This is a genomic window from Maribacter sp. HS (genome assembly GCF_048059195.1).
GTDB lineage: Bacteria > Bacteroidota > Bacteroidia > Flavobacteriales > Flavobacteriaceae > Maribacter > Maribacter dokdonensis.
The window spans coordinates 661,399-677,178 of record NZ_JAYLVV010000004.1; the positions used below are offsets into that span (position 1 = coordinate 661,399).

General features: G+C 35.6%; 14 protein-coding genes. 12 read left to right on the forward strand and 2 right to left on the reverse strand.

Annotation, left to right across the window (positions count from 1 at the left end; all coding sequences use genetic code 11):
• The first annotated feature begins 3 nt into the window (after nt 1–3).
• The 6 genes from VBZ51_RS12525 to galK all read left to right on the forward strand — a co-directional run bounded on the left by VBZ51_RS12525 (nt 4) and on the right by galK (nt 7,772).
• Nucleotides 4–591, forward strand: coding sequence for a Maf family nucleotide pyrophosphatase (locus VBZ51_RS12525; RefSeq protein WP_416577150.1), 588 nt, complete (start codon nt 4–6; stop codon nt 589–591).
• Between the two features lie 12 nt (nt 592–603).
• Complete coding sequence (locus VBZ51_RS12530; RefSeq protein ID WP_416577151.1) at nt 604–1,560, forward strand: septum formation inhibitor Maf; 957 nt, start codon at nt 604–606, stop codon at nt 1,558–1,560.
• A gap of 3 nt (nt 1,561–1,563) precedes the next feature.
• A complete protein-coding gene (locus VBZ51_RS12535; RefSeq protein WP_074673639.1) occupies nt 1,564–2,142 on the forward strand; it encodes a mechanosensitive ion channel domain-containing protein in 579 nt (192 codons plus the stop codon).
• An 80-nt stretch (nt 2,143–2,222) separates the two neighbouring features.
• On the forward strand, nt 2,223–4,754 hold the full coding sequence (locus VBZ51_RS12540; protein ID WP_416577152.1) for a PIG-L family deacetylase: 2,532 nt from the start codon (nt 2,223–2,225) through the stop codon (nt 4,752–4,754).
• A gap of 111 nt (nt 4,755–4,865) precedes the next feature.
• Complete coding sequence (locus VBZ51_RS12545) at nt 4,866–6,596, forward strand: sodium:solute symporter (RefSeq protein ID WP_416577153.1); 1,731 nt, start codon at nt 4,866–4,868, stop codon at nt 6,594–6,596.
• Nucleotides 6,597–6,614: 18 nt separating this feature from the next.
• On the forward strand, nt 6,615–7,772 hold the full coding sequence (gene galK, locus VBZ51_RS12550; RefSeq protein ID WP_416577154.1) for a galactokinase: 1,158 nt from the start codon (nt 6,615–6,617) through the stop codon (nt 7,770–7,772).
• Nucleotides 7,773–7,842: 70 nt separating this feature from the next.
• Here the strand turns inward: galK and VBZ51_RS12555 are convergent, their stop codons facing one another.
• Entirely contained in the window at nt 7,843–8,688 is an 846-nt protein-coding gene (locus tag VBZ51_RS12555; protein ID WP_416577155.1) for a DUF2911 domain-containing protein, read from the reverse strand.
• Nucleotides 8,689–8,778: 90 nt separating this feature from the next.
• Nucleotides 8,779–9,987 (reverse strand): hypothetical protein, encoded by a 1,209-nt coding sequence (locus VBZ51_RS12560; RefSeq protein ID WP_416577156.1) that lies wholly within the window; start codon nt 9,985–9,987, stop codon nt 8,779–8,781.
• A 170-nt stretch (nt 9,988–10,157) separates the two neighbouring features.
• On the opposite strand from VBZ51_RS12560, the gene VBZ51_RS12565 reads away from it, so the two are divergent.
• The 6 genes from VBZ51_RS12565 (at nt 10,158) to VBZ51_RS12590 (ending at nt 15,739) form a co-directional block, all read left to right on the forward strand.
• Nucleotides 10,158–10,655: an SRPBCC family protein gene (locus VBZ51_RS12565; RefSeq protein ID WP_416577157.1), complete on the forward strand. Its 498-nt coding sequence runs from the start codon at nt 10,158–10,160 to the stop codon at nt 10,653–10,655.
• Nucleotides 10,656–11,345: an SDR family oxidoreductase gene (locus tag VBZ51_RS12570; protein WP_348360546.1), complete on the forward strand. Its 690-nt coding sequence runs from the start codon at nt 10,656–10,658 to the stop codon at nt 11,343–11,345.
• Nucleotides 11,346–12,656, forward strand: a complete 1,311-nt coding sequence (locus VBZ51_RS12575; RefSeq protein ID WP_416577158.1) for a cryptochrome/photolyase family protein — start codon at nt 11,346–11,348, stop codon at nt 12,654–12,656.
• A gap of 111 nt (nt 12,657–12,767) precedes the next feature.
• Entirely contained in the window at nt 12,768–14,195 is a 1,428-nt protein-coding gene (locus VBZ51_RS12580) for an amidohydrolase (protein WP_058102551.1), read from the forward strand.
• Between the two features lie 81 nt (nt 14,196–14,276).
• Complete coding sequence (locus VBZ51_RS12585) at nt 14,277–14,720, forward strand: VOC family protein (protein WP_416577159.1); 444 nt, start codon at nt 14,277–14,279, stop codon at nt 14,718–14,720.
• 26 nt (nt 14,721–14,746) lie between these two features.
• The gene (locus VBZ51_RS12590; protein ID WP_416577160.1) at nt 14,747–15,739 is read left to right on the forward strand and encodes a pirin family protein; all 993 of its coding nucleotides are present in this window, start codon (nt 14,747–14,749) and stop codon (nt 15,737–15,739) included.
• The last annotated feature ends 41 nt before the right edge of the window (nt 15,740–15,780 follow it).

Consider the following 15,780-nt stretch of genomic DNA (forward strand, 5'->3'; position numbering starts at 1 on the left):
ATCATGCTGAAACAAAAATTAAAAGATTATCGCTTAATATTAGCATCAGGCTCCCCAAGAAGACATCAATTTTTCAAGGATATGGAGCTTGATTTTGAAGTACAAATAAAATCTGTTGATGAAGTGTATCCATCAGAATTACAGGGCGCAGAAATCTCGGATTATTTGGCTAAATTAAAAGCCAGTGCTTTCAAAAATGAGCTTCAATCTGAAGATATTTTGATAACGTCTGATACGGTGGTTTGGCATAAGAATGAGTCTTTGGCAAAAGCAGCAAATGAGACTGAAGCCAAAGAAATGCTAAGCAAGCTCTCCGGAGATTGGCATCAAGTTATTTCTTCTGTATGTTTTACCACAGTTGAACGACAAATTGTACAACATTCGATTACCGAAGTCAAGTTCAAGCATTTAGCCAAATCAGAGATTCATCATTATATTGAAAAATATAAACCATATGATAAAGCAGGCGCATACGGAATTCAAGAATGGATAGGGCTAATAGGTATTGAAGAAATCAAAGGCTCATACACTAGTGTCGTTGGCCTGCCCACCCAACTAGTATATGACACATTATCAAAATTGGTAACATAAAAAACTATCACCATGAAAAGTATAAAGCAATTAAAACCAACCACATTATTTTACAGTATTTTCGGAGTCCTTTTAATTTTTTCCAGCTGCAAAGAAAAATCGGAAAAGAATAGCGATACTTTAGCCATGGCAACAACTACACCCGTTGTAGAAGTACCTAAAAAACAGTTATCCGAAGAATTTAAAAAATACTGGTACAATGGTACGGCTGAAATTACATCTTACAAACTAGAACAGGCAAGATATGGTGAGATCAGGGAAGGTAGCGCAGTAATGATTTATGTAACGGAACCATTTCTACCTGAACAACAAGTTAAAGCTGACAATAGCCATAAAACCAACATTCCGGTTCTTAAGTTAAATTCCACAAAAAATTACATTACCGGAATTTACCCCTACTCTATTATGACCAGTAGTTTCTATCCTGTGCAAGATAACCAACACGCTATAAAAGTATCTTTCTCATCGCAAGAATGGTGCGGACATGTTTATGCGCAATTGAACAATAGAGAAGATTTTGAAATTACCAGTCATTCTTATTTTGAATCTGAAGGCGACCAAGATTATAGTATGGAAAAAGCCATTCTTGAAAATGAAATTTGGAACAAAGTAAGAATAGACCCAAAAAATTTACCAATTGGTGAAGTTTCTATAGTTCCTTCTCTTGAATTTATAAGGTTAACCCACAAAGAATTAAAAGCGTATAATGCAATTACCTCTTTAGATACAAAAGGTAATACCAATACATACACTATTAAGTATCCAGAACTTGAGCGCACTTTAAAAATCAACTTTGAAAACGAATTTCCATATCTAATAGAAAGTTGGACAGACACCTTTCACGACGGATTTGGTGACAACAAAAAAGTACTGACTTCTAAAGCAACAAGAATTAACAGGATTACAACACCCTATTGGCAACAAAAATCGAATAAGGATTTATCTTTGCGCGATAGTTTAGGGTTATAGCATATGAAAGAATTTATTAATGAGCATTACAATGAACTAATTTATAGTCTCATTGTACTTTTAGTCATCTTAATTTTAAAATTCCTTTTTACTACTGCGGTAAGAAAAGTGAGTAAAATCAGTGATTTTAATCCGGTAAGAACCAACCTAATCATTAAATTCATAAATATTGCGTTGACCATCATTGCAATAGTAGCACTTACTTTTGTTTGGAGCGTAAATTATCAAGATCTAGGTGTAATGTTATCTTCAGTATTTGCAGTAATTGGTGTTGCATTATTCGCGCAATGGTCCATACTGAGCAATATAACCGCTGGTGTCATCATTTTCTTCTCCTTTCCTTTTAAAATTGGTAACACCATTCGCATTTTGGACAAAGAACTTCTAGACCCTGATAATGCTGATCTAGATAAATTCGTAATAGAGGATATTAGGGCTTTTCACTTACATTTAAGAAGAAGTAACGGTGAGATACTGACCTACCCCAATAACCTGGTACTTCAAAAAGGTGTAATTCTTATTTCTACCTATCAACAGGGAGAGTTTTTGAATATGGAAGAAGAGGAAGAGCAGATCATATGATTTTGTTAAAGAAGTCGTAAAATCGTAAGCTTAGGTACTAATCTTATTATATTTGAAATTACTACCAAAACCAACTGAAAATGCGATATTTGTTAGGGTTCGTTACCTGCAGTCTATTTGTACTCGGCACCCTGAAAGCCCAAACCCCTAAAAACAGTTCAGCAACAGATATTTACCACTCCATTGAAAAACTCAATTTTCTTGGTACCGCCCTATTTATTGCTGCTCATCCCGATGATGAAAACACTCGTTTAATAGCTTATTTAGCTAATAACGTAAAAGCTAGAACAGCATATTTGTCATTGACCAGAGGAGATGGCGGTCAAAATCTTATTGGACCAGAACTACGTGAACTTTTGGGAGTATTGAGAACGCAAGAATTACTTGCGGCCAGAAGAGTAGATGGCGGAGAACAGTTTTTCAGTAGGGCAAATGATTTTGGCTATTCAAAACAACCTGGTGAAACATTAGAAATCTGGAACAAAGAAGCTATACTAGGTGATGTCGTTAGAACCATTAGAACGTTTAAGCCAGATGTTATTATCAATAGGTTTGATCATAGAACACCTGGCACCACACATGGACACCATACATCATCTGCCATGTTAAGTTTTGAAGCTTTTGATCTGGCAAATGATGCAAATGCATACCCAGAGCAGTTAAAAATGACCGATATATGGCAGCCAAAAAGATTATTTTTTAATACATCATGGTGGTTCTACGGTAGTCAAGAAAAATTTAAGGCTGCAGATAAAACCAATTTACTACATATGGATGTTGGTACCTACTACCCTATGTTAGGCAAGTCTAATAATGAAATAGCTTCGTTGGCAAGTAGTCAACATCTTTGCCAAGGGTTTGGTAGATTAAGTACAAGGGGTTCAGAAGATGAATACATTGAATTATTGAAAGGTGATTTACCCAAAGATAAATCCAATTTATTCGATGGCATTGATACCACTTGGAAAAGAGTTGATGGTGGTGAACCAATAGGTGATATCCTTTATAAGGTACAAGAGAATTTCAATTTCAAAGACCCCACTGTTCATATTCCGGAATTACTTAAAGCATACAATTTATTACAAGGAATATCTGATGTACATTGGAAACAACTAAAAACCAAAGAATTAACCGCTATAATTTTCGCCATATCAGGATTGCATTTAGAGGCGTTTACCCAAACCGCTTATACCAACCCAGGACAAGAGGTTGAAGTTAATGTGCAGGCACTGAATAGAAGTGATATTGACATAAAATTAAAGTCGGTCTTTATAAACGATCAAAAAGTAGCTATTGACAACGAAGCTTTAAAGAATAATAACCTTGTCACCAAAAAAGTGGACCTGAACATACCTTCTTCAACAGATTACACCAGCCCTTATTGGTTAATTGAGAAAGGTACTTTAGGTACGTACAAGGTTTCTAATACCGATTTAATTGGCAAACCAGAAACGCCAAGAGCATTTTATGCAAAATTCCTAGTGAACATAAATGGCACTTTAATACCAATAACAAGACCTGTTGTTTATAAATATGCAAAACCCGATAAAGGTGAAATTTATCAACCTTTTGAAATTATACCGGAAGCCACTGCAAGCTTTGCCGATAAAGTATTGATATTTGCGGATGCGTCAAGTAAAAAAGTTCCGGTTACCATAAAAGCACACCAAGACAGCATTTCAGGAACTATAGCATTGGAATACGGTAAAGGATGGAAACTTGATACTGACACACAACCCTTTTCCATTGCCAAAAAAGGTGATGAACAAACGGTGTATTTCACTTTAAGTCCGCCGTCTACTGAAAACGAAAGTAGTATCTCCCCTATCATTAAAGTAAACGGAAAAGAGATCACAAAGGAATTGGTCACCATTGCATACGATCATGTCCCTACCCAAACGGTTCTACTACCTTCCGAGGCAAAAGTGGTACGCCTGAACATACAAAAAGCCGGTGAAAATATTGGTTACATTATGGGTGCAGGCGATGAAGTACCCACAAGTTTAGAACAAATTGGCTACAATGTTCAACTTATTGACCCATCAACCATTACAAAAGAATCTTTAAATAAATATGACGCTGTAGTACTTGGTATCAGAGCCTATAATGTTGTAGATGAACTTAAATTTAAACAACGGTTTATTTTAGATTATGCCAAGAACGGTGGTACGGTAATTGTGCAGTATAACACAGCAAGTAGATGGGGCGCACAATTTGAAAATATTGCACCGTATGATATTGAAATTTCAAGAGATAGGGTAACCAATGAAAATTCTGAGGTCAACATTATAGCCAAAGATCATTCTTTGGTTCACTTTCCAAATGAGATTGATGAAAATGATTTTAACGGTTGGGTACAAGAAAGAGGATTATATTTTCCCAATAAATGGAGTAAAGAGTTTACACCAATACTTGAAATGCACGATGAAGGCGAAGAAGCTTCAAAAGGTAGTCTACTGATTTCATCATATGGAAAGGGATATTATATTTATACTGGACTTAGCTTTTTTAGAGAATTACCCGTAGGTGTACCAGGTGCGTATAAATTATTTTCTAATATGCTATCCGTAGGAAAAGAGAAAGTAGAAACGAAAGTGAAAATTAAAGGATGAGTAAAGATCGAAATGAAAATACCACCTGGAAAAAAGAATACACCATTGTTTTAGTGTTAAACCTTATTTATGTACTTGTTTTCTATTACGTAATGACCTCATTCAATTAATATGGAAGGATTAGATTGGATAATTCTTGCCGGTACACTTCTATTCATCGTAATATATGGTGTATGGAAAACCAAAGGAAGCCAGAATGTTAATGATTACGTACGTGGCGGAAACGACTCTAAATGGTGGACCATAGGTTTATCTGTTATGGCAACGCAAGCAAGTGCCATAACATTTCTTTCAACACCAGGTCAAGCCTTTCACGACGGAATGGGGTTTGTGCAATTCTATTTTGGATTGCCCTTTGCCATGATTATCATTTGCATGGTTTTTGTGCCACTTTACCATAAGATGAAGGTGTATACCGCCTATGAATTTTTAGAAGGTCGGTTCGATCTAAAGACTAGGTCACTAGCCGCGGTTTTATTCTTAATTCAACGAGGTTTAGCAGCAGGTATTACCATATTTGCACCTTCAATTATTTTATCGGCTGTTTTAGGTTGGGACTTAAGAACCTTGAACATTATTATTGGAACCCTGGTAATTATCTACACCGTATCTGGTGGCACAAACGCCGTTAGTGTTACGCAAAAACAGCAGATGTTCATAATTATGACCGGTATGTTCATCACTTTCTTTTTTATATTAGGCTACTTACCTTCCGATATTACATTTAGCAAAGCAATGAAAATTGCAGGTGCCAGTAACAAACTTGAAATTTTGAATTTTGATCTGGATACTTCTAGTAGATATACTTTTTGGAGCGGGATCACAGGCGGACTCTTTCTTTTTCTAGCCTATTTTGGCACGGACCAAAGTCAGGTTCAACGATATCTTTCAGGTAAATCCATAAGAGAAAGTCAGTTAGGACTTGTATTCAATGCCATTTTCAAAATACCCATGCAATTCTTTATATTATTGGTAGGTGTAATGGTTTTTGTCTTCTATCAATACAATCCATCTCCTTTAAATTTCAACCCTTCTGCAACACAAGCGGTTATGGAATCTGAATATGCTGAAGACTACAAACTACTGCAAGAAGGACAAATAGCTTTAGAAGCAGAAAAAAGAATAGCCCAAAACAAATTTTCCGCTGCATTGGAAATAAAAGAATATTCCGCCGTTGAAGAAGCTAAAAAGCAGATTATTCGCATTAACCAAAAAGACAGTACTAATAGAATAGCCGCAAAATCACTTATAAGTCAAGCTAATGATGTTGTAGAAACCAATGACAAAGATTATGTTTTTATACACTTTATCCTCAACAACCTACCTACTGGCCTTGTTGGGTTATTGCTAGCTGTAATACTGTCTGCCGCAATGTCGTCCACTGCATCGGAATTAAATGCTTTAGGGACCATTACAGCTTTAGATTTATATAAGAGAAATAGAAGTTCGGCACAACTAACGGAAGCCCACTATGTCAAAGCTTCTAAATTTTTTACTCTAATTTGGGGTATTGTCGCTATTTTGATTGCATGTATTGCCAATCTTTTCGATAATCTTATTCAGTTAGTAAATATTATTGGTAGTATCTTTTATGGAAATGTATTAGGGATATTTCTAATTGCATTTTTCTTCAAATTCATTAAAGGTAATGCTGTGTTTTTTGCGGCTGTGGTAACCCAAATTATTATCTGTATAATTTATTATTACCTAATTCACATTTACCCGTCCGGACAAGAAAAATTAGGCTATTTATGGCTTAACTTCTGTGGAGCAGCATTGGTTATTGTAATATCTTTTATATTTGAAGCTTTTGACCGAATGTTAAAGAAGCCATTAACTTAAGAACAACTCAACCTCTTAATGACACATAATAAAGTTAAGTCCTATTTTGAAGCTAATTATCTTAAAAATCCCATTCTAATAAAGGCACCTGGGCGCATCAATTTAATTGGTGAGCATACAGATTACAACCAAGGCCTTGTGCTACCCGCATCTATTGAAAAAGGTATATATTTTGCGGTTTCCGGTAATAAAGAAAACAATATTCAGATAGAATCGTTTTTGACCCAACCGGAGAAAATAGTTTTTCAATTAAATGGTGAGCACAAAGTATTTGAATCTTTTTGGGGAAATTACTTTAAAGCAATCATTGAAATTTTAATAGCCAAAAACTACCCTTTAAAAGGAATGAATTGTGTTTTTGGCGGAGATATACCAATTGGATCAGGTCTGTCCTCCTCTGCTGCCCTATGCTGTGGATTTATTTACGCCATTACGCAAGTATCTGACAAAGAAATTTCAAGGGAAGATATTGCACTAATCGCACAAGAAGCAGAACATAAGATTGGATTAAATTGTGGGCTAATGGATCAATATGCCGTGCTTTTCGGTAAAAAAGGAAATGCATTTTTTTTAGATTGCAATGATCTAAGCCATAAGTATATTCCAATTAATTTAGATGGTTATAGTTGGGTCTTGATCAACTCCAACATCAAACATAATTTAGCTGTTGATTCTGAATACAATAAAAGACGCATATCATGTGAGAACATTGTTAAGCAAGTTCAAGCATATAGACCCCAAGTAAAATCTTTAAGGGATATAAGCAAGGATGATTTGGTCAGGGTAAAAAATAAGGTGAATGAGATTGACATTCAACGGGCAAAGTATATCATAGAAGAAAATGAACGTGTATTGCAAATGATGCAAGAATTAACTGCTGGTGATGCCATTGCTGTCGGTAATGTTTTAAAAGATGGTCATTGGGCCATGTCAACCGAATATGAAATTACTACCAGCGAATTAGACCACTTGGTAAAAATCGGTGAGGAACTAAATGGGGTACTTGGCTCAAGAATGATGGGCGGCGGTTTTGGTGGCTGTACCATAAACCTTATTGAAACAAAATCTTTAGATGAAAGTATTAAGGCTTTGCTTAGGTCTTATAAAAACAAAACAGGTATAGATGCTGAATATTACCATTTGGCCATTGATGATGGTGTTAAGGTATTTGAATAAAACGACAATAATTCCCATAAAAAAAGTCCGTGTTTAGCACGGACTTTTTTCATTTTAGAAATTGTAGTAATTACTTAGAACTCCACTCTTTTATAGAATCATTGTTCATTTTAATGTAATCATTGTTTCCGGCTGCAGTTGCACCCTCCAAAGATTTTTTTGCAGCCTCAATAGCCCCTTTCTTATCTCCTGCCTTAGCCAAAATTAAAGACTGTTGTCTTAGTTGCCAAAATGCAGGTTTCTCTGTCATGGACATAGCTTTGTCCATCCATTCTTTTGCTTTTTTAACATCCTTTCCTTCGCTTGAATAGTAAACAGCGGCAGCATAGTAATCCTCAGCAGTTGGTCCGTTCAAGGTTTTATCAATACTACTCATAACGGCAGCATCGGTAGGAACCGTAAAAGGTATGGCTACATAGGTATTCTCCCAGATTATTCCAATACTAGCACCGTTACTGGTAACATCATCAACGGTGATGGTAAAAGTTTCAACCGGCATTTCAATATTATATACAGGTGTTGTTATTTGTGCAGCAATTTTACTCTCTTCCCATTTACTAGGTGTTCCACCACCAACAATATCAGTATAAATATAAACTTCCCAATTAGAAGCTCCTGGTTTTGTAAAAATTGAATATGTGCCCGCTTTAACCTCTTTACCTCCAATAGTAACATCGGTATCAAAAGAAACTTTGGTGTATGCATTTGCACCTGTACGCCATAATTTTTCAAAAGGCACCAAATTACCATATACCTTTCTACCTCTCATAGATGGTCTTGAATAATCAATGCTTACTTCTGTTAATCCAACGGTCTGAATTAATTTCGCTGCAGGACTAGGTGCAGGAGTATTTATTTGAGCCTCAACAGTTAAAGAGGCAACAATAGCCAATAAAAAAAGTACTACTTTGTTCATGATTTTTTGTGTGATTAGTTATAATCACAAAACTAGCTATAAAGAAAGGGTAGAAATGTTAACAAATACTTAAATAGTATACCCTATAGTTTAATAAACAGCAAAGGGAGTAGAAACCACACTGTCTTCTAAAAAAATAGCCATGTAATATATTGAAGATTCTAAATGCTGGATAATGATACCCTTTTTTTCTACATTTTCAGAATTCTGCCAAACCTCTTTACCGGTAACATCATAAATTACTTTCCCGTAAACATTTTTATCGGTAGAAATAGAATAGTAATAATGATCAGAAGAATGATCCCTATAAATAATCAATTTTTCATCCTCTTCATCTTCGTCATTGTCATCTGGCAGACCTGGATTATCGGGCTCATTTGGATTCTCTGGTTCATTGGGAGTTTCCGGTTCCTCAGGTTCTTCAGAATCAACTAATGGTATTTGAAATGAGAACAACCTTGATGGAGATTCAATAGTGGGTGTTTGTCTAGAATAATATTCAGAAGAGAAAAAATAGTTACCAGAAGTTGTTTGTGTTATACCTTCCGTCTGCACAAAATTAAGTCCAAGAGATTCTTGGGTAAATCCTTCAAAAGGCATATCAATTTTTAAATCTTCTACCACACCAACAAAAGGGCTTAAAATTGATGAATAACCAATCAATACCAACCTATTAGCTTCAATATCATGGGTAGCATCGGTTACCAAACCAATATTCTCATTGGCTCCCACGCTAATAGCTACATGATTTCCAGGTAATTTGGAAAATTGATAAGCCTCTGATCCTAGACTTTGCCACTGCTTTGTAAAAACTAGTATATTATCTTCAAGCACTACAAACGCTTCTGCATCCCAATCACTGTTGCCATTATTTTCAAAGTTTTGTTGGTTCTCATAAGAGAAATTAATTATCTCGGCCGTTACAGTATTTGAGCTAGTATAATCATCTTTGGAAATTCTATACACTGCCAAATCTGTTCTTGTACCAACATTGTTGCCAAAATCACCTATATAGATATAATCCTCATCCTGAGAAATTGCCTCCCAATCAATATTGGTTACGTTATTGACGGTTACTCTTCTTTGAATGGTTAAAGACAAGGTATCCAATTCATACAAAATTGGTTCATTACCAGAATCATTATGGGTAATTAGTTTTCCGTTGTAATAAATAAGACCAGAAGTTTCAAAAACATCACTTGGCAGTTCACCCACTGTTTGAACATTTTGCTGTGCATTACCAATAGCGTTGCAAATGATAGTGAAAGTGACAAACAATAGAAGGTTTAAGATTTTCATTGATGCAAAATAAGATAGAATAATGATAATCTGCTGTTTTTAAGCAACCTAAATTTATTTTAATCGATAAAGTTAATTTTTGAACCGATAAAAATGTTATTATTAAATTGTTTAACTATTTTTACATTTAATTAAACAAAATAATATTTGTTTTATTTTCAATATAGAATATGAAATTATATCAGCTACATTCTAAACAGGCTTTACCTATTTCAAGGCATGAAGCTTGGCAATTTTTATCAGACCCTGCAAACTTAAAAGTTATTACCCCAAAACATATGGGTTTCAATATACTTACCGGGGCAGACAGGGAAATGTTTCCCGGTCAGATAATACAATATAAAGTTTCTCCATTTCCTGGGTTTACCACAAAATGGGTAACAGAGATTACGCATGTGGCGCAGGGAAGCTATTTTGTTGATGAACAAAGGTTTGGACCCTATGCACTTTGGCATCATAAACACTTTATAAAAGAAATTGACAAAGGTGTAGAAATGGAAGACATCATTGACTATAAACTACCATTAGGGATATTAGGTCAGATCGCTCATCCTATTTTAGTAAAAAAACAACTACAAGAGATATTCAGTTTTCGAGAGCAAAAATTACAAGAACTATTCGGTTCCATAGCAGATATTCCAACACAACTTGAATTTAAATCTTTTTAAATGAAAAATATACTATTGATAGGCGGTTCGTACGGTATTGGGCAGTCTATAATTACAACGTTAAAGGACACACACCATTTATTTGTGGCATCAAGAACAAATGAAAACCTACATCACAAAAATATTACTCATATTCCTTTTGATGTTACGGTAGATGAACTTGATGTTGATATTTTACCTGAAAAATTAGATGGCTTTGTGTATTGCCCAGGTAGCATCAATTTAAAGCCGTTTAAAATGATGTCTTTAGAGACAATAAAAGATGATATGGAACTCAATTTCTTTGCCTTAGTAAAAGTTATGAAACACATTGTCTCTAGAATGAACGAACAATCTAGTATCGTTTTTTTCAGTACTATTGCTGTTGGCACAGGAATGCCATATCATACAAGTGTTGCAGCATCTAAAGGAGCAATTGAGGGATTTGCCAAATCCCTGGCTGCAGAATATGCGCCAAAGATAAGAGTGAATGTTATTGCCCCATCATTAGTAGATACACCTTTGGCAAAAAGACTATTGAACAATGATAAGAAAAGAGCATTAATGAACGAGCGCCACCCTTTAAACAGAATTGGTAATGCAGAGGATATTGCAGAAACCGCAATATTTTTATTAAGCGATAAAAGCGCTTGGATGACCGGACAAATAATTGGAGTTGATGGCGGACTCTCAACATTAAACATACACTAAATGTCACAAGAAGTATCACTGTTTTGGTTTAGAAGAGATTTAAGGTTAGATGATAATGTTGGTCTTTTAGAAGCTTTGAAAAGTAATCATCAAGTATTGCCCATTTTCATTTTCGATAAAGAAATACTATCCAAATTGCCAAAAAACGATGCTCGGGTATCCTTTATTCATGATACTCTAAAGCGCATGCGTAAGCAACTACAAGAAGAATGTGAAAGCTCTATTGCAATGTATCACAGTTCTCCAATTGATGCCTTTAAAACAATCATTGAAGATTTTAATGTAAAAACCGTATTTACCAATAGGGATTATGAACCTTACGCAAAGAACAGAGATAAGAAAATCGCAGATCTTTTAAAGCAGAATGACATTGAATTTAAGACCTTTAAAGATCAGGTGATTTTTGAAAAATCTGAAATTGCGAAAAGTGATGGTGACCCTTACGTTGTTTATACACCATATAAAAATAAGTGGCAAGAACAGTTTAATGCCAATACAGATTTGGACATTCATTACACCAGCCAATATTTATCGAATTTGATTAAAAATACCAGATTACCAAATTTATCATTAAGCGATATCGGTTTTGAAAAATCTAAAATTGAAGTCCCAGATTATGATGTAACCCCTACCCTAATAGACAATTACGAAGACACTCGTAATTTTCCCGCAAAAGATAAAGGAACATCTAGATTAGGACCTCATTTACGTTTTGGTACCGTATCTGTTCGTAAAATGATGAAAAAGGCAATAGCCGAACAAAACAAAGTATTTTGGAGCGAATTAATTTGGAGAGAATTTTTCATGTCCATCTTATACCATTATCCTAAAACGGTCACCAATGCTTTTAGAGCCAAGTATGACCGAATAGAATGGCGCAATAATGAAAAAGAATTTGACAAATGGAAAAAAGGCAAGACAGGATATTTATTGGTCGATGCCGGCATGAGGCAGTTAAATGAAACAGGTTACATGCACAATAGGGTAAGAATGTTAGTTGCTAGTTTTCTATGTAAGCATTTATTGATAGATTGGCGTTGGGGAGAAGCCTATTTTGCGGAAAAATTATTAGACTATGAGATGAGCTCTAACATTGGCAATTGGCAGTGGGCAGCAGGCAGTGGTGTAGATGCGGCACCTTACTTTAGAATCTTTAACCCCATGACACAGGTAGATAAATTTGATAAGGACAAAAAATACATAAAGGAATGGATTCCTGAATATGGTACTGAAGATTATCCAGAAAAAATGGTAGATCACAAAATGGCAAGGGAACGCTGCTTAGAAACTTACAAAGAAGCAGTATCATAATTACGATTTTCATAATTATTTAGAATACAAAAAATCATCGGAAGAAATTAGGTTAAAGTTGAGTATATTTAAAAGGACTAATCAAAACAACTACTTAATCTAATTGAAAAAATGAAAAAAACAATTCTAATGGCGCTCTGTTTTTGCTTGAGTGCAACAGTTTTTGCCCAGAAAATGAGCAAAGACAAAAACCAAATCATCACTTCTATTGAAAAACACAAAGAAGAATTAATTAAAATTAGCGATTCTATTTGGGCATTGGCAGAAACTGCTTTTGACGAAAGTGAATCTTCACGAATTTTAGCCGATTATGCTGAAAAAAATGGGCTAAAAGTTACAAGAGGCGTTGCAGATATCCCAACCGCTTTTACAGCTACATACGGATCAGGAAGTCCCGTAATCAGTATTTTGGGAGAGTTTGATGCCTTGCCGGGAATTTCTCAAAAGGCATCACCCGTAAAAGAACCTTATGAAGAAGGTGCGGCTGGGCATGGTTGTGGTCACAACATGTTCGGTACCGCAAGTTTGGGTTCGGCAATTGCTATTAAAGAATTGATGGAAGCCGGAAAAATAAAAGGAACGGTTAAATTTTTAGGCACACCTGCAGAAGAAAAGTATTTTGCAAAAGTTTGGATGGTAAAGGCCGGACTTTGGGATGATGTAGATGTCAATGTAAGCTGGCACCCATCTGCTCAAATAGAGGCAGACGTACAGAGCGGACTTTCATTAATAGATTTTATCGTAGAATTTTACGGTCAAACAGCTCACGCTTCTGCCGATCCATGGAATGGAAGAAGTGCCTCTGATGCCCTAGAGCTTTATACCACTGGTATAAACTATTATAGAGAACATATTTTACCAACTTCTAGAATACATTATCATATACAAGATGGAGGTCAAGTGGTTAACGTAGTCCCAGATTATGCCAAGCTTTGGGTACGTGTTAGAGATCCTAAAAGATCAAAAATGTTACCCACTTATGAACGGGTAAAAGAAATGGCGGAAGGTGCCGCTATTATGGCCAATGTAGATTATAAGATTTCTTTGGTATCGGGTATTTATGAAACATTGGTAAACCGGTCTGGGGGAGAAATTATGCAATCTAATTTGGAATTATTAGGTCCTATAACCTATACTGAAGAAGAAACTGCCTTTGGTAAGGCAATACAAAAAGCAACAGGTAAACCAGAGGTGGGAATAGACGGATCGGTACATCCATTAAAGGAAACGGAAAAGAATCCAGGTGGTGGATCTACAGATGTTGGTGATGTAAGTTGGAACGTACCAAATATAAATTTAGGGGTATCAGTAGCTCCTACCGGCACACCGTGGCATTCCTGGGCCGTAGTGGCTTGCGGCGGCATGTCTATTGGTCATAAAGGAATGATACATGCATCTAAGGCAATGGCAATGACTATGCTAGACCTCTTTCAAAATCCAAAATTGGTGAATAAAGTAAAAGAAGAATACAAAACACGTAAAGGTGATGAAGTTTATGAACCTATGATAGATGGTCCGCCACCATTAAACGGTCAATAATTCTAAAGAAAAAAGAAGCTATCTTAACAGATAGCTTCTTTCATTTTTAAGTAACTTGAACCAAACTTAAACAACAAAAAAATGAAAAAAATAACCATACTACTATTTACCATATGTAGTACAGTTGTCTCTGCCCAATCGTTTGATTTTGATTATGACCATTATTCTGTAATCGTTAAGGATTTGGACAAGGTGGGAGACTTTTACAAAAACGTTTTAAACCTCAAAGAAATACCGCATCCATCAGCGCCAAGCGGATTTAAGTGGTTTGTTATACAAGGTAATTCTCAGCTACATTTAATAGGAAAAGATAGTGTTGCCATGCAGCACAGCAAGAGTGTGCACCTATGTTTGGCCACCCAAAAATTAGATGAGTTAATAGCCTCTTTAAAAGAAAAACAAATTACGTATTATGACTGGCCAGGGGCAGAGAATTCAGTAACCTTAAGAGCGGATGGTGTTAGGCAGATTTATTTAAAAGACCCAGAGAACAATTGGGTAGAAATCAACAATGCGGTTCACTGATTGTTTAATTGACAACTAAAACAAATATGGAAATTAAAAACATTTTCAAACTAGGCTTTCCATGGCAAACACAAGATCCCTTCTTATTTTGTGTTTATCATTTAGACCATTATCCAAAAGGCAATGGAGAGTTAGGACCAGATGATTCATTGGAAGGAAGAACTTTAGGGAATGATTTTGAGATAAAGGATGGGTATAGAATGTATCATGGTACAACGGTGCCAGGTTTTCCTGCTCATCCACATCGTGGATTTGAAACGATTACCATTGTTAATAAAGGATTTTGTGATCATTCAGATTCACTTGGTGCCGCTGGGCGTTTTGGTGAAGGTGATGTACAATGGATGACGGCCGGTAGAGGTGTTCAGCATTCAGAAATGTTTCCCTTGGTACACACTCAAAAAGAAAATCCTTTAGAGTTATTTCAAATCTGGCTGAACTTACCTGCTAAAAGTAAATTTGTAGACCCACACTTTAAAATGTTATGGCACGAAGAAATTCCTGTTGTTAAATTAGAAAACGCCAGCGTAAAAGTTATTGCCGGGCAATTTAAAGCAAACAATGTACCAGATCCAGCACCTGACTCTTGGGCAAATGATCCAGAGAATGATGTTGCCATTTGGAATATTACAGTTGAATTAAATGGGACCCTTACATTGCCAAAAGCAAAAATAGGTACACAAAGGACAATTTATTTTTATGATGGCAACACCATAAATCTTGCAGGAGAATCCATAGAGCCGAATCATGGCGTAAATGTTGATGCCACTAAAGAAATTAAGATAGAAGCCATTGGTGCAGATGCCCATTTACTTATACTACAAGGTAAACCTATTGAAGAACCTGTTGCTAAATACGGTCCGTTCGTAATGAATACCGATGAAGAATTACAAAATGCGATGAATGAATTTAGAACCACACAATTTGGAGGATGGCCATGGAGATACCCTGACCATACCCATGAAGTTAATCGTGGTAGATTCGCTCAATATCCTGATGGGACAGTTATAGAAAAATAGTATAAAAACTAAAAAACTCCATAATAGACAAGCATCTACTA

Excerpts from the sequence above, each read along its gene's own strand:
- VBZ51_RS12545 (WP_416577153.1), top strand. The coding sequence starts at position 4,866 with ATGGAAGGATTAGATTGGATAATTCTTGCCGGTACACTTCTATTCATC.
- VBZ51_RS12560 (WP_416577156.1), bottom strand. The coding sequence starts at position 9,987 with ATGAAAATCTTAAACCTTCTATTGTTTGTCACTTTCACTATCATTTGC.
- galK (WP_416577154.1), top strand. The coding sequence starts at position 6,615 with ATGACACATAATAAAGTTAAGTCCTATTTTGAAGCTAATTATCTTAAA.
- VBZ51_RS12590 (WP_416577160.1), top strand. The coding sequence starts at position 14,747 with ATGGAAATTAAAAACATTTTCAAACTAGGCTTTCCATGGCAAACACAA.
- VBZ51_RS12540 (WP_416577152.1), top strand. The coding sequence starts at position 2,223 with ATGCGATATTTGTTAGGGTTCGTTACCTGCAGTCTATTTGTACTCGGC.
- VBZ51_RS12585 (WP_416577159.1), top strand. The coding sequence starts at position 14,277 with ATGAAAAAAATAACCATACTACTATTTACCATATGTAGTACAGTTGTC.
- VBZ51_RS12525 (WP_416577150.1), top strand. The coding sequence starts at position 4 with ATGCTGAAACAAAAATTAAAAGATTATCGCTTAATATTAGCATCAGGC.
- VBZ51_RS12555 (WP_416577155.1), bottom strand. The coding sequence starts at position 8,688 with ATGAACAAAGTAGTACTTTTTTTATTGGCTATTGTTGCCTCTTTAACT.
- VBZ51_RS12535 (WP_074673639.1), top strand. The coding sequence starts at position 1,564 with ATGAAAGAATTTATTAATGAGCATTACAATGAACTAATTTATAGTCTC.
- VBZ51_RS12565 (WP_416577157.1), top strand. The coding sequence starts at position 10,158 with ATGAAATTATATCAGCTACATTCTAAACAGGCTTTACCTATTTCAAGG.
- VBZ51_RS12580 (WP_058102551.1), top strand. The coding sequence starts at position 12,768 with ATGAAAAAAACAATTCTAATGGCGCTCTGTTTTTGCTTGAGTGCAACA.
- VBZ51_RS12575 (WP_416577158.1), top strand. The coding sequence starts at position 11,346 with ATGTCACAAGAAGTATCACTGTTTTGGTTTAGAAGAGATTTAAGGTTA.
- VBZ51_RS12530 (WP_416577151.1), top strand. The coding sequence starts at position 604 with ATGAAAAGTATAAAGCAATTAAAACCAACCACATTATTTTACAGTATT.
- VBZ51_RS12570 (WP_348360546.1), top strand. The coding sequence starts at position 10,656 with ATGAAAAATATACTATTGATAGGCGGTTCGTACGGTATTGGGCAGTCT.